13 protein-coding genes are annotated in these 13,470 nt (G+C 44.2%); 5 read left to right on the top strand and 8 right to left on the bottom strand.

What is annotated here, in order from left to right; genetic code table 11:
- Nucleotides 1–76 precede the first annotated feature (76 nt).
- The 3 genes from ACT3IB_RS09565 to ACT3IB_RS09555 all read left to right on the top strand — a co-directional run bounded on the left by ACT3IB_RS09565 (nucleotide 77) and on the right by ACT3IB_RS09555 (nucleotide 3,737).
- Nucleotides 77–742, top strand: a complete 666-nt coding sequence (locus ACT3IB_RS09565) for a CPBP family intramembrane glutamic endopeptidase (protein WP_491538781.1) — start codon at nucleotides 77–79, stop codon at nucleotides 740–742.
- Nucleotides 743–841: 99 nt separating this feature from the next.
- Nucleotides 842–2,284 (top strand): pyridoxal phosphate-dependent decarboxylase family protein, encoded by a 1,443-nt coding sequence (locus ACT3IB_RS09560; protein ID WP_491538780.1) that lies wholly within the window; start codon nucleotides 842–844, stop codon nucleotides 2,282–2,284.
- 214 nt (nucleotides 2,285–2,498) lie between these two features.
- Complete coding sequence (locus ACT3IB_RS09555; RefSeq protein WP_491538779.1) at nucleotides 2,499–3,737, top strand: aminotransferase class I/II-fold pyridoxal phosphate-dependent enzyme; 1,239 nt, start codon at nucleotides 2,499–2,501, stop codon at nucleotides 3,735–3,737.
- Between the two features lie 191 nt (nucleotides 3,738–3,928).
- Here ACT3IB_RS09555 and ACT3IB_RS09550 read toward each other — a convergent pair whose 3' ends face one another.
- Both ACT3IB_RS09550 and ACT3IB_RS09545 read right to left on the bottom strand, forming a co-directional pair.
- Entirely contained in the window at nucleotides 3,929–5,296 is a 1,368-nt protein-coding gene (locus ACT3IB_RS09550) for a DEAD/DEAH box helicase (protein WP_491538778.1), read from the bottom strand.
- Between the two features lie 89 nt (nucleotides 5,297–5,385).
- Nucleotides 5,386–6,333 (bottom strand): CPBP family intramembrane glutamic endopeptidase, encoded by a 948-nt coding sequence (locus ACT3IB_RS09545; protein WP_491538777.1) that lies wholly within the window; start codon nucleotides 6,331–6,333, stop codon nucleotides 5,386–5,388.
- 89 nt (nucleotides 6,334–6,422) lie between these two features.
- Between ACT3IB_RS09545 and ACT3IB_RS09540 the strand changes: the two genes are divergently transcribed.
- The gene (locus ACT3IB_RS09540) at nucleotides 6,423–7,097 is read left to right on the top strand and encodes an SOS response-associated peptidase (RefSeq protein WP_491538776.1); all 675 of its coding nucleotides are present in this window, start codon (nucleotides 6,423–6,425) and stop codon (nucleotides 7,095–7,097) included.
- A gap of 36 nt (nucleotides 7,098–7,133) precedes the next feature.
- Here ACT3IB_RS09540 and ACT3IB_RS09535 read toward each other — a convergent pair whose 3' ends face one another.
- Nucleotides 7,134–8,033 carry a mechanosensitive ion channel family protein gene (locus tag ACT3IB_RS09535; protein ID WP_491538775.1) on the bottom strand — a complete coding sequence of 300 codons (900 nt, stop codon included), beginning with the start codon at nucleotides 8,031–8,033 and terminating at the stop codon, nucleotides 7,134–7,136.
- Between the two features lie 150 nt (nucleotides 8,034–8,183).
- On the opposite strand from ACT3IB_RS09535, the gene secG reads away from it, so the two are divergent.
- Entirely contained in the window at nucleotides 8,184–8,588 is a 405-nt protein-coding gene (secG, locus tag ACT3IB_RS09530) for a preprotein translocase subunit SecG (protein ID WP_491538774.1), read from the top strand.
- 56 nt (nucleotides 8,589–8,644) lie between these two features.
- Here the strand turns inward: secG and ACT3IB_RS09525 are convergent, their stop codons facing one another.
- From ACT3IB_RS09525 to mnmE, 5 genes are all read right to left on the bottom strand, one after another.
- Nucleotides 8,645–9,655: an LLM class flavin-dependent oxidoreductase gene (locus tag ACT3IB_RS09525; RefSeq protein WP_491538773.1), complete on the bottom strand. Its 1,011-nt coding sequence runs from the start codon at nucleotides 9,653–9,655 to the stop codon at nucleotides 8,645–8,647.
- A 62-nt stretch (nucleotides 9,656–9,717) separates the two neighbouring features.
- Nucleotides 9,718–10,344, bottom strand: a complete 627-nt coding sequence (locus tag ACT3IB_RS09520) for a Tll0287-like domain-containing protein (RefSeq protein WP_491538772.1) — start codon at nucleotides 10,342–10,344, stop codon at nucleotides 9,718–9,720.
- Between the two features lie 58 nt (nucleotides 10,345–10,402).
- Nucleotides 10,403–11,005, bottom strand: coding sequence for a short chain dehydrogenase (locus ACT3IB_RS09515; protein ID WP_491538771.1), 603 nt, complete (start codon nucleotides 11,003–11,005; stop codon nucleotides 10,403–10,405).
- A 58-nt stretch (nucleotides 11,006–11,063) separates the two neighbouring features.
- A complete protein-coding gene (locus tag ACT3IB_RS09510) occupies nucleotides 11,064–11,915 on the bottom strand; it encodes an MBL fold metallo-hydrolase (protein WP_491538770.1) in 852 nt (283 codons plus the stop codon).
- 63 nt (nucleotides 11,916–11,978) lie between these two features.
- Nucleotides 11,979–13,391, bottom strand: a complete 1,413-nt coding sequence (mnmE, locus tag ACT3IB_RS09505; RefSeq protein WP_491538769.1) for a tRNA uridine-5-carboxymethylaminomethyl(34) synthesis GTPase MnmE — start codon at nucleotides 13,389–13,391, stop codon at nucleotides 11,979–11,981.
- Nucleotides 13,392–13,470 lie beyond the last annotated feature (79 nt).

The following is a 13,470-nucleotide window of genomic DNA, read 5'->3' as shown; positions in this document are numbered from 1 at the left end:
TTTATGACAAAAAGTGAGGTTTTAATCCACACAAGACAATTGGTAAAAACATGTCAGAGTATAAATACGTTCGCTTATGATGGCTGAAACAAGTGATACTAAACAGAATCCTGGGTCATCGATTTTAGGACTCCTAATATTGGAAGGGATCGTCATTTTTATAGGACTGCCGTTGGTGGAGTATTGGGAAGTAAATCTTCTGCCTAAGTTGGTATTACTTGTGTTGGTTGCCGTATATTGCGGCTATATGCTTTGGCATGACCCCACTTTCGGAAGAGGACTGTTTCGAAGATCTGATGATAGCGAGATAAGTAAAACCATAGTACTTCGACTTTTGATAATTGCCCCGGGGCTCTTTGGATTAACGTGGTTCTTGCATTCCGAATATTTATTTGCTTTCCCTATTGAAAGACCCTGGATTTGGATGCTCGTGATGGTGTTGTATCCGTTTTTTTCGGCATTGCCGCAGGAGTTTATATATCGCACCTTCTTTTTCCACCGGTACAAGGACTTTTTCTATTTCAAAAACAGTGATATTTTATTGAGTGCATTGGTATTTTCTTTTTTACACATTGTATATGGAAACTGGGTGGCAGTAGCGCTCAGTTTTGGCGGAGGTATATTGTTTGGGATGACATATAAACGCACACAATCCCTGTTTTGGGTTACTATAGAGCATGTTATTTATGGCTGGCTGATTTTTACTCTGGGTCTGGGGAGGTACTTTTTTGAGGGCTTTTAATGCTTTTGGATGAGTGCTGTTTCAGCTATGGCGTTTCTGTAGAAGAGAGCTATATTCACCTATTTCATATCAAATATTTCAACACAAATATTACAGATAATGAGTCTTGATGTTTCCCTAAAACAGTTTAAACGCTGGATAGATCAAGCGGGTAAATTGATTATATCGCACTACCGAGAACACAGCGAAGCACAAGTTTTTGCCGGCAAAAGTCCTGTTGAAGTGCAGGAACTTCTGGATGAACCTTTGCCGGAAGATTCACAAAACATGGATTCTCTGCTGGATGAGGTCGGTGAAAAGATATTAAGCAGCATTACCAATAGTGCCGGGCCGCGTTATTTCGGATACATCACCGGTGGTGGAAACCAAGTGGCCGTGCTGGCGGAGATGATTAAAGCGTCAATCAATCAGAATAACTTGAAGTGGCACTCATCACCGGCAAGTACCGAACTGGAACGCTTGGTGATGCGCTGGATAGCTGAGTTTATCGGCTATCCAACGCGTAGTGCAGGGGTGTTACTTAGTGGCGGATCGGTGGCAAATTTTAACTGCCTTGCCGTAGCGCGTAAAATTAAAGCACCCGTTGATGTTGCGGATGAGGGGATCTATGGCTCCCGGCCGATGACCGTATATGTTTCGGAGGAGGGGCACTCCAGTTTTGACAAGGCGATGGATATGTTGGGCTTGGGCAAAAAGTATCTGCGCAAGATTCCAGTTGATGATGAATTTCGTATTGATATCGATCAGCTGGAAGAGCAAATTCGCACCGATAAAAATGCGGGATTTCATCCTGTTTGTGCCATTGGCGTAGCGGGTACGACAAATACAGGGGCCGTTGACGACCTGAATGCCGTTGCTGATATTTGTCAGCGCTATGATCTGTGGTATCATGTTGATGCGGCTTATGGAGGGCCGGCTGCGAAAGTCGAGGGGGCAAGTGGTTTGTTTTCAGGGATTGAGAAAGCAGACTCGGTGGTGGTAAATCCCCACAAGTGGTTATATGTTCCTTTTGAGGCGGGTGGCGCCCTGGTTAAAAATCCCGACCACCTGCGAAAGACATTCAGTACTATTCCCGATTACCTGAAATCTGATGAGCAAAATGGCGGACGGACCGACTTGATGGAGTACAGCCTACCGCTTACTAAAGAGTTCAAGGCACTAAAAGTTTGGATGACAATAAAGGCATTCGGAGCAACTCGTTTGCGCAAAGAAATAGCTTCTGATATCGATAAGGCAACCTATTTTTCGGAACTCATAGACTCAGATGAAAACCTGGAACTTATGGCCCCGGTTCCGCTCTCGATTGTTTGTTTTCGATATAACCCCGGCGGGTTTGAAGAGTCGGTTCTAAACCGCTTGAATGATAAACTCATACAGGAAATTGAATCGGATGGGCGTGTTTTTCTAACGGGCACCAAAATCAGAGGGAAAACGGCACTTCGGGTTTGTTTTATCAATCCGCGTACCGATAAGGAAGATATAGAGCTACTCAAAAAGGTGGTTTTGGAAAAGGGTAGCAAGTTGACGAGTAGGAACGATTAAAATGATATACCGGGAAGTAAAAATTTAAAAAGAATCGACCTGTATTATCCCTAAATACATTGTTATCAATATTTTAGGGGGCTATAATTAGAGGGGTGCTCTTTTTGACATGCGGGTTATTTTCATTACCTTTTTTAAATGTTTTTACAGCCACTTTTTCGACTTTTCCAAAAGATCATCTACACATAACCAAACAATTAGTATAGATTAGTTTATGGATTTATTTGATAAACTGGAGTCCAGACCAAGCCCGTTAGGGGAATTTACTTCGGATGGATACGGATATTATACCTACCCCAAACTTGAAGGTCCGCTGGGACCTGTAATGAAATTTAATGATGAAGATGTTATCGTCTGGAGCATCAATGATTATTTGGGTATTGGCAGCAATGAAGAGATCAAAAAGTACGACGCTAAAATAGCCCAAGATTACAGTTTAAGTAGCCCAATGGGTGCCCGCCTGATGACAGGAAACTCTACTGAACACGAGAAACTGGAAGAAGAGCTGGCCGATTTTGTGCATAAAGATGATGCCTTTCTGTTGAATTATGGATACCAGGGCATTATGAGCGTTATTCACGCACTGGTAGATCGCAACGATGTTCTTATTTATGATGAGCTGAGCCATGCTTGTATTGTGGATGGAAAGCAGTTGGCGATGGCAGAGAAGTATGTGTTTAAGCACAACGATATTGATAGTTTTAAGACTCAGTTGGAGCGTGCCCACCGTAAGAAAAAAGATGATGGAGCAGTTTTGGTGGTAACAGAAGGCGCCTTTGGCATGACCGGAGACCTCGGTATTCTCAATGAAATGATTGCCCTCAAGGAAGAGTATCCGTTCCGTTTACTTGTTGATGATGCGCATGGCGTAGGTACCATGGGTGAAGATGGTTCCGGTACGGGGACACATTTGGGTTGCCACGATGGAATTGATATTTATTTTGGTACGTTCGCCAAGGCATTTGCCCTGATCGGAGCTTTTGTGGCTACTAATGAGCGCGTTGTAGAGTTTCTGAAAGCGAATGTACGGAGTCAGATTTTTGCCAAGTCGGTGCCCATGCCGATTGTAAAGTCGGCGCGCAAGCGATTGGAGATGATTCGTAATAATCCCCAATGGAGAGAAAAGCTGTGGGAAAATACGAATATGCTGCGTGGTGGACTCCGGGACATGGGGTACAATGTATTACCTGCAGAATGTCCGGTAACGCCGGTCCTGACCAAAGGAAGTACCGATCTCTGTCAGCTTATTATGCGTAAAATGCGTGAAGAGCACGGTATTTTTGTTAGTGGTGTTGCTTATCCGGTAGTACCCAAAGGTACTGTGTTAATTCGCCTGATACCGACGGCTGCTCATACCAAAGAACACATTGAAAAAACACTCGAAGGATTTGATGCCATAAAAGATGTGGTCTTTGCTGAAGCGGAAAAACAGAAGCAGAAGATGACTGCTTAACTTTTTTTAACCATCGAAGTTATTTAGAAGCCTTGCTGGTTATCCGGCGGGGCTTTTTTTATGACTAACGGTGTGTGTTACCTATTCTTTTGCATATGATAATTAGAGCTGGAATAGTTCTGCCACCCTCAAATAAAAAAAGGACGAGCGTCAACCCGTCCTTCTAAAAAATCTGTAATATTATTATAAGTCTAAGAAAAGAGCTTCTTGATTAGGCCGATAACACCATCTTTCTGATCTTTGGGGGAATCGCCCTTCTTACCGCCACTAAGCTTATCGTAACTTGGGCGTGGGAGCTGCAGCTCATCATCCTTTTTCTTCTTTTTGCCACGGCCATTGTTGCCTCGCTTGGATCGGTTATCACGTTTACCGCCGCGTGACTTTTTCTTCTTCTGTTTCTTGCGTTCTTCTAGCTTCTGTTTCACTTTATCCGGAAGCGGTAACTCTTTGGGCGCTTGCCCCAAGCTGTTTTCCAGTTCGTTAATATCACTGCGATCCTGCTTGGATACCAGCGATACAATACGTGATGCAGTGCCTGAGCCTACTAAGCTGGCGCGATAACGATATTCGTTCGGATCGTTAGGTACATCATAGTTGATAACTTGCGTTACGCGATCGAGACCGAGTTCTGCAGCAGGAATATCGGCAACTAAGAGATACTGGACATCACCACTAGTAAAGTTAGCAAAGCGTTGTGACCGCTTTTCATCCGAAAGTTTTCCGTGGAGGCTTGTGGCCTTCATATCATTTTTTCGCAGGGTTCGATAGAGGCGATCCGTCCCGCGCTTTGAGGCTGTAAAAATCACGCAGTTATCATCAGGGGTATTCTCAATGTGAGCCATCAGGGTAGTAATCTTCATCCGGTTAGGCACATAGATGTATCCCTGTGTCAAGTTTTGATCCACCTTTGGAGGTTCTGTCAACATACCCGGCTTATCCTCAAATCCGATAGCAACGGGATCTTTAGTATGCTGTTTGGTAAGCTCTTTGACATCATCATTAACCTCTTTTGAATATACGAGGGTTTGATGTTCACTGAGTACACGCTTTAAAATATTCTGGATTTTATCCTGAAGGTTCAGAGCCACCATTTCGTCAGCGGCATCGATAATCACTAATCCAACGTGTCGGAATATAAATCTCAGATCCTGACAAACATCAAGGAGGGGGCCGGGATTGCCAGCGATAACTTCCACTTCACTTTGGATAGCCTCTTTTTGTTCTTCGAGATCGGTATCCATATCGATGGAAGCGCACTCAATTTGAGCGTGATAGCCCATAGCCCAAACCAGCTCATCAATTTCTTGCGATTCTTCGGGATTAGGGGTTAAAATAAGAACTGAGGTGCCATCTTTATCCTCTCTATTGTTGACCTGTTCAAGGGCAGGGATTACAAAGGAGGCGATTTTGCTGCTTCCCGGTTCGGCTTTTATGAGTGCATCATTACCTTCCAGTACAGCTGGGATCACTTCTTCTTGCAGTTCAGTAAGTTCGGTGTAATTAATGTCTTGGAGCCCGCTCATGATATTGGGGCTTAACGTCATTTCTTCAAACTTCAACGTTCTAACCTTTCATTTTATTAATGTTTGTTCTTCATGCATTCGCTTCAAAACCAAGCGATGCGTATCAATAGCAGAATATACAAAACTTATGCCGTTTGCTCATCTGATTTCGTGGTTTGTTGATAGTCTTTTGTAAACAACTCATCAATGTTTAGTTCACGACGGCTATTCTTTATATAAACGAGTGATCCCCCTAACATTATTGCCATTCCCAGTAATCCAAGAATACCCGCTTCGGGGCCAAAAGCGCCGCCGGTAAAGAAATCAGCTCCGGATTGTTTAATCTGGAGCATAGAAAATTCGATATTCTTACCGCTCACGGGAAAGCCAAGAACACCTCCCATTACAAAATTCCAGCTGAAGTGAAGTCCTACCGATAACCCAAGACTACCGGTCAACACGTAGGGAACAGCCAGGACAACACCAGCTAAAATAATATTGAATGTAGAGATAAATGAGGCATTGGGGTTAAAGAAGTGCATAAATCCAAAGAGGGACGACGTAAGTAAAATGGCCATTATAAGGGCGCTATTTAATCCAACAGCGGGATATTTTAATCCCTCGGTGATATTGAGAAGTTGGTAGCCCCGTGAGAATAATTCTTCATGAAATCCTACCATAAGCATAGCTATAAAGAAACTGGTAATCCCGGTAAAAAAGGGTGTTTCCAATTCTGCTTCCCATCCGTATTCAATAATAGTTATCCACCCCAATGACCACTGAATGAGAAAAATAGTGCTAATAGAAAGGGCAGCAATCAGGCATCCCGTGAAAAAGTCTCTTACCCACTGCTTATTAAAATGAATTCCGTAATCAAAAAAAGAGCGTTTGTCTAACAGTTTTGCAGCAAGCCAGACGCTTAAGATTATTCCCAAAAATTGAGGAATGGTGGTGTACACCATGAGCGGATCAGCCAAAAGTTGCTGCACGCCCAGTATGCCGAAGCCGACCAGCAAAAACATGAAGATGAATTGAATTAACAGTCGCCATCCGGCTCTAAGTCGCTGTTCGTCGTCATTAATGAAGATGTTCATGGTAAAAGAAACATTGGCGGTTTTAATTCGGTTACCTTAGTATAAAGGCAACATAATCTACGTGAAAAGCTAAAGGAAATCATTAATTTATGAGTGATCGTTTTGTCTTAGAGGCATCCAAAGAGGAAGCAGAAGAACTATTTGGCGTATCAACGGCGCGAGAAGATTTTTTTAAACCGGACTATAATATTACCCCCGGTTCGCTTATTCCGGTGGTGTATGAAGAGGATGGAGAACGAAAAGTCTATAATTTTCGCTGGGGATTAATTCCGCCCGATGCCGAAGAAGAAATGGAGGGTAATGACAATTTTGTTGTACCCATTGAGGATCTGGAAAAGGATGAATGGCTTACGGAATGTGTCGCTCGGCGCCGATGCCTGATCCCCGCAAATGGATTCTACAAATGGAAGTTTAGCGAAAAGAAAAGTACCCCTTTTTATATCCGATTGCTTTCTAATCAGCTGACCGCCATAGCGGGAATATATTCTGTTTGGGAATCTTCAGCAGGGCGTGATGTATATTCCTGCGCGATGCTCACGACAGAGGCCAATACGCTCGTTCAGCCGGTTGATGATCGCATGCCTGTTTTTGTGCATCCTGATGATCGTGACCAGTGGCTGGGAGAGGGGACATTGAGTGAATCGGAGCTAGAAGAAGTTATCAATGGTTATGCCATGACTGAATTGACGGTCAATCGTGTATCTGAGGATGTCAATGATCCCGAAAACAACAGTCCTGAGCTTATCCAGCCGATTCCCAAATAGGAGAAGAACTCAGGATATACCAATCACCTGGTTACATTACTGCTTGCCTTCGCCTTCTCTAAAAATTCGCATGGTGGGATAAGCCAGTTCAATATCATCGTGTTGACCAAATTTATCTAAAATATCTTCCCAGATGGCTTCTCCAAGACTCCGTCGCCGGCGGGGGTTCGAGAGGTGGCGAATCGTCAGGCAAACACCGCTGTCATGTACATCTGTATAGACGGTAGGGGTCAGGTAGCGATAATGGATGAGATAGGATTTTTTGGCGCGGCTTATCTGGTTTTGGGCCTCTTTCACGTAATCCTTTAAATGCTCATCGGCAACTTCTTGGAGAATTTTTTTCGCTTTCCTCCAGTCACTTTCAAAGGTAACGAGCACCTGTAGTTCGTTCCAGATGAACTCAAAATCGCTGGTGTAATTAGCCAGCGAATCATCAAAAACCAAATGGTTGGGCACATGAATTACGCGACCAGTGCTTTGATCGGCATGCACCCAGTTGCCAATTTCTAACAGAGTAAACTTAAAAACCCGAACATCAATAACATCCCCTTTGACATCTCCTACCTGAATGCGATCACCAACATCAAAAGGTTTACGCCAGATAAGGAAGATCCATCCGGCAAAATCGGTGACGGGCCCCCTCAGGGCAATGGCTAAACCGGCAGAAAGTAAACCTAGAAAGGTGGCCAGTGATTGCAATCCTTCAAACCAGATACGTCCAACAACTAAAAAGCCCAGAAAAACAGCAATATACGTTAGGTTTTTGCGCCATTTATATTGGGCCTTTTCACCCGGTAATTTCTTAGTGATGATGCGTATAGCGATGAGGCGAACCAGCCAAATTACAAAAATGGCAATAATCGAAAGGGTAACCTGGTAGGTAATACCGGGCGAATTCTGGATAAACTCTTGAACTCTATTCGGGAAATCTTGCACGGCTATTTAGTTAGGCGATGAAATATTTGCCAATTTATGTAGTTAGTATAGGTGCATCACAGGTAAATTTCTATTATATCTTCATTGGAAAGAAAAGGAATTTTGAATAACTTTATGGGTCTGAAAATTACCGTTATATAGATTATAATCATGCTTTATACAATAATACTTTCGATAATTACTCTTGTCAGTGTTCTTTTGGTCATTGTAATTCTGTTGCAACCGGGTCAGGGACAAGGAATTTCCGGAGGTTTGGCAGGTGGCCAAGCTGGTGGACAGGGCCTTGGCGCACGTCGCACAGCTGACCTATTATCAAAATCCACGACTGTGCTTGGTACGGCGTTATTAGTTCTAAGCGTATTAGCGAACTTTGCGATTGACCGTGGAGGACCTACTGAAAGTGCGGTACAACAGAGTGGTGTTGATGCTCCGACGGAACAAACGGATGGTTTGGATGCATCGCAAAGTCCATCTGCAGTACCTGAATTGCCACAAAATCAAGGTGGCAACAATGGTGGTGGAGATAACGGAGGAAATTCCGGAAACGATAACTAATTTCCGTATTGATTAAAGATTTTCAGCCCGATTTCTGAACAGGAGATCGGGCTTTGTTATTGGCCGGCCATAATTTCAGATAGAAGACGGTGTGATTTAAGTCGCTGATCATGGTCATAAATGTAAGTGGCAGTCATAATCTCATCGGCAGCGGTTTTTTCTACGAACTCGGAAAGCTCTTCTTTGACCGTTTCTTTGCTGCCCACGAAGGTATATTTCAACATCTGCTCAACCGCCATTTTTGTTCGTAAATTCCAGACGGTATTCATATCGTCAACAGGGGGCGGCATGGGATCACGATTGCCGGTGACCACGCCCATAAACATCTGCTTTAGTGATGTAGATAAAAATTCGGCCTGTTCATCAGTATCAGCAACAACAATATTAACGCAAGGCATTACGTAGGGTCTATCCAGTTGTTCGGAGGGCTCAAACTTATCACGATATACCTGTAAGGCCGCATGCAGTTGCTGGGGCGAAAAGTGACTGGCAAAGACATAGGGCAAGCCCAGTGCCGCGGCCAGATGGGCGCTGTCAGTACTTGATCCCAAAATCCACAGCGGTACTTCAGTTCCTTCTCCCGGAATGGCACGGACATCAGAAGAGCTGTTATCGGTAGAAAAATACTGCTGCAGCTGTTTCACGTTTTGAGGAAATTGCCGCACCTGCTGCATCCGGTCGGGACGAATGGCCTGCGCGGTTTTCTGGTCAGTGCCGGGAGCCCGACCGAGCCCCAGGTCGATGCGATCGGGATAAAGCGTAGCCAGCGTGCCGTAGTGTTCGGCAATAACCAGCGGGGAGTGATTTGGCAGCATTACGCCACCCGAGCCAATGCGCAGCGACTTGGTAGCTTCCGCAACATGTCCCAAGAGCACCGAAGTCGCCGAGCTGGCAATGTTTTCCATATTATGATGCTCAGCCATCCAGAATCGGGTATAGCCCCAGTCTTCGACGTGGCGGGCTAAATCCCGGCTGTTATGGATGGCATCGGCGGGTGTATCTCCTTCGGTAATTACGGCTAAATCTAAGACAGAAAACCTTACGTCAGAAAGGGAATTCTTACTCATGAATTACTTGAAAGTCTTTAAAAAAATATAAATTCAGAAAATACGATTGAGAATAAAAGCGATTACTTATTTAATTGCTCAATTTTAGTAGAGTCAAAATGAGTGGCCGGGAAGCGTACGGTCCAAACACCGCGCAAATCGCCCATTGAAAAACCGGTAGCCTGATCTTTGGGATACAACTCCTGGATGGTAGCCAGGTTTTCCTTGCTGATGTCTTCGTTGACCTTACCGTGACAGTTCAGACAGAGAGAATTGGTAATAGTAATTGGGGCGTGAAAAGTGATCCTGTTTTCATCGGCATAGGTAACGGGTTGTAACTCGTCACCAGATTCCAATTTGTCAATATACTGTTTGATGACTTCAGCTTCGATAGAGTCAGCGGTATTGTATGGGTTACGGGGTTTATGGCTGGCTCGACGGATGCTTACATCATGATGTTTAGAAAGAGAATCGGTGAGAGGCATGGCCTCAACGTTACAGAATTGCAGGGCATATTCGACACCGCCTTTTGTCATGGCCTTCTTCAGGTTCGAGCTAAGCGTTTGAAAAGTAGCCTTTGCAATTTTTTGTCCTTCATTAACTACAACCGTTGTATCATAAGAAATGCTATTATCTATTTGCTGTTGTGATTCGGTCTGACAGCCGTATCCCACTGCCATAATAAATGCTATTAATATTGTATATCTCATCGTGAATAGTGGTTACGTTTCTGAGGATCTTCACTGTAATCTAATGGATAAATAGCTGCTATTCTATATTAATAATTTGCCCGGTTATGAGTGTTTTTAGGCTTTTTTCATATCCGTCAACAACGTGCTCCATTTTTGCAGGTGTATGGCCGGGAAAGAAGTCACCGAGTGCATCAGCCGAATCTTCGACTAGCGCGGGACTTACGACATTAATACGAAACCCTTTCTGCAGGAATTCTCCGTATGCGCCCGTCACAAATCCATTGACCGCGCCATTGATTGTGCTCAAAATAGTTCCCTGTGGGATAGGATCGTCGGAAAGAATTCCGGAAGTCAGCGTTACACTGCCGCCTTCATTAAGGTAATTCATGGCGGTAAGGGCTACATTGATCTGTCCCATCATCTTGCTTTGAACCCCCTCCAGAAAATCCTGATTGGTAGACTCAGCCAGCGGTTTTACAGGCGCCGATCCCGCCGTGACTATCACCGCATCGACGCTTCCTGTTTCTTCAAAGAGGTTTTGAATAGATTCCGGACTGGTTATATCCACTTGCACGTCGCCCGAACTACGTCCGGCAATGATGAGTTTATTGTCGGCATCAAGTCGTTCTGCGACTTTCGATCCAATCGTTCCGGTTCCGCCTATAAGTAAAATGTCCATATCTTTTTACTTGTGTTTATATTTACTTGGTTAAAATGAGAAAAGCTTGTGAGTATAGCTATTGTCCGATTGATTTTTCCATCAGAATTCGCCACACATTCATGTGCAGCCATTGCTCATAATTGTTCAAATGTTGGTATTTGGGCAGTTTTACTGCTGTTGGAATTTCAAAAAAAGGAGTATCAGCAGCCAGTTCTTCTTCTACTGCTATATATAAATCCTCAAAATATTGTTGCATCAGTCGCACATCGCTCCGATTACCGATAGCTCGAACGTGCGAAAAGTATGATTCTTCAAAATTTAATTGTTGAATTTGCTTTAGATCCTGCACCCAATTTTTAGGGGATGCATCCGGAAGATAGGTATAAAGAACACGATCAGGAACGACAAGATCAGCAATAAAGACCGCGTTGTGTTCCGGAAATCGAAAAACGGTCATCCCGTTGCCATGATTGAATCCATAATAGTACATCTCAATAAGGGTATCGCCTGATTTGAAAATGTTCTTGGATCCATTCCATGTGGTATCCGGCATAACTACATTGTCATTGGGAGTAATATGTTGCTCGGCCTTTTGATGACTGATAAACTTTGCTCCATCCGATTTAAACACTGCTCCCCCACTGATGTGATCCCAATGGTTATGGCTGTAGAAAACGTGTGTTACCGGTTTGTTAGTCAGGCTGTCAATAGCCGCCTGCGTTGCCCGGGCATGCTTTTCGTTAATAGGATCGATAACAATTACGCCCTGATCAGTGATGTAAAACAGGGGATAGGTGCGGTCACCAACTAAGTAGAGATTGTCTTGTGCTTTAATGGTTTCATATGGTTGTGCTTGTAGAGCATCAGGATATGCGCCTGTGCCAAGCAGAAATAAAATGACAAAAGCTGGAATGAGCGATTTTTTCATACTGAATAATGAATTGGAATTCTCATCTCCAACAACGAAAAGGAAGGGTTTTTAAGTTCATCTTTACTTACCAATACAAAACCGCGAAAATATCGAATCCAAAATATCTTCGGTGGTAATTTCGCCGGTAATGGTTCCCAGATCTTTGAGGGCCGACCGCAGATCAATAGAAAGAAAGTCGCCCGTCATACCCTGTTCGAGCGCTTTTAGGGCACTGCGTACATTTTTCTGAGCATTTTGTAAGGCATCGCGGTGTCGGCTGGATGTGACAAGCAGGCTTGAAGAGTCGTATTCTTTATTTTCGAGTGCTCGCTGTTTCATTAGTTTTTTTAGCTCGTCAATTTTTTCGCCCTCAATCGCCGATATCTTTAGGTCGTAATCCATGCGTTCGTCCTTGACATCCAGTGCGATATCGTTTTTGGTACCGATAAGTACAAAAGGTGTATCTCCCGCACTTTTTTGAAAGCGGGCGATATCTTCCCGCTCCTTTTGAGTTAGCTCTTGTGATAGATCTTTCAGGTAGACCGCCAGATCGGCTTTCTCGAATGCTTCCTGCGATCGCTTTACGCCCTCGGCTTCAATGATATCCTCAGTATCGCGAAGTCCGGCCGTGTCGGTGAGCTTAAACCGGAGTCCATCGTAACTCCAGTCCACGTCAATGGTATCGCGCGTAGTGCCCGCAATATCGGTAACAATCGCACGCTCTTTGCCCACCAGTGTATTTAGCAAGGTAGATTTACCCGCATTAGGCAATCCGATAAAAACAGTTCGCACGCCATGTTTAACCAGCCGACCTGTTTCGTAGGTAGCCAGCAGGTTATCAATTTCTTTATCCAATTCTTTCAAGAGACGCTCCAGCTCTTCCTTGTCGGCAAATTCGACGTCTTCTTCCACAAAATCGAGTTCGAGTTCCACCATGGCCGTGGCATCAATAATCTGCTGCCGAAATTGCTTGATGTGTTCTCCGAGCTGTCCTTCGAGCTGTTGGTGAGCCGCATCCATCGCCTTTTGGCTTTTTGCGTGGATAAGATCGGCAACGGCTTCTGCCTGACTGAGTTCCATTTTGCCGTTAAGAAAAGCCCGTTGGGTAAACTCTCCCGGTTCGGCTGAGCGGATGCCCAACCCCAGCATAGCTTCTAAAACAGCCTGGGTAACGAGTACACCGCCGTGACAGGAGATCTCAACTGTTTCTTCACCGGTGTACGATTTGGGAGCGTGGAACAGCGTAGCCAATACTTCATCTACCACATTTCCATCTTTATTTATAATTCTGCCAAAGTGAACGGTATGGGAATCTTTTTGGGTAAGGTCTGTTGCTTCAAAAGCTTGGTTGACGATCCGAATGGCGTTTTTGCCCGAGACTCGAATTACAGCAATTCCCCCTTCACCTACAGGTGTGGCAATGGCTGCAATGGGTTCTTTCTGGTTGATTTCTTGCTCTTTTTTTGTATCGGGAGTGGCTTCTTGTTTTGTCATAGCAATAAATATAAGGGGTTTTGTGCCTTATATCATTCAAATAAAAAACCCTGTCAAAGCTGTACACTTTGACAGGGTT

The sequence above is a fragment of the Fodinibius sp. GM21 genome (genome assembly GCF_058386955.1).
Note: the sequence above shows the minus strand (reverse complement) of the source record. Positions and strands in the feature narration are given on the sequence as shown.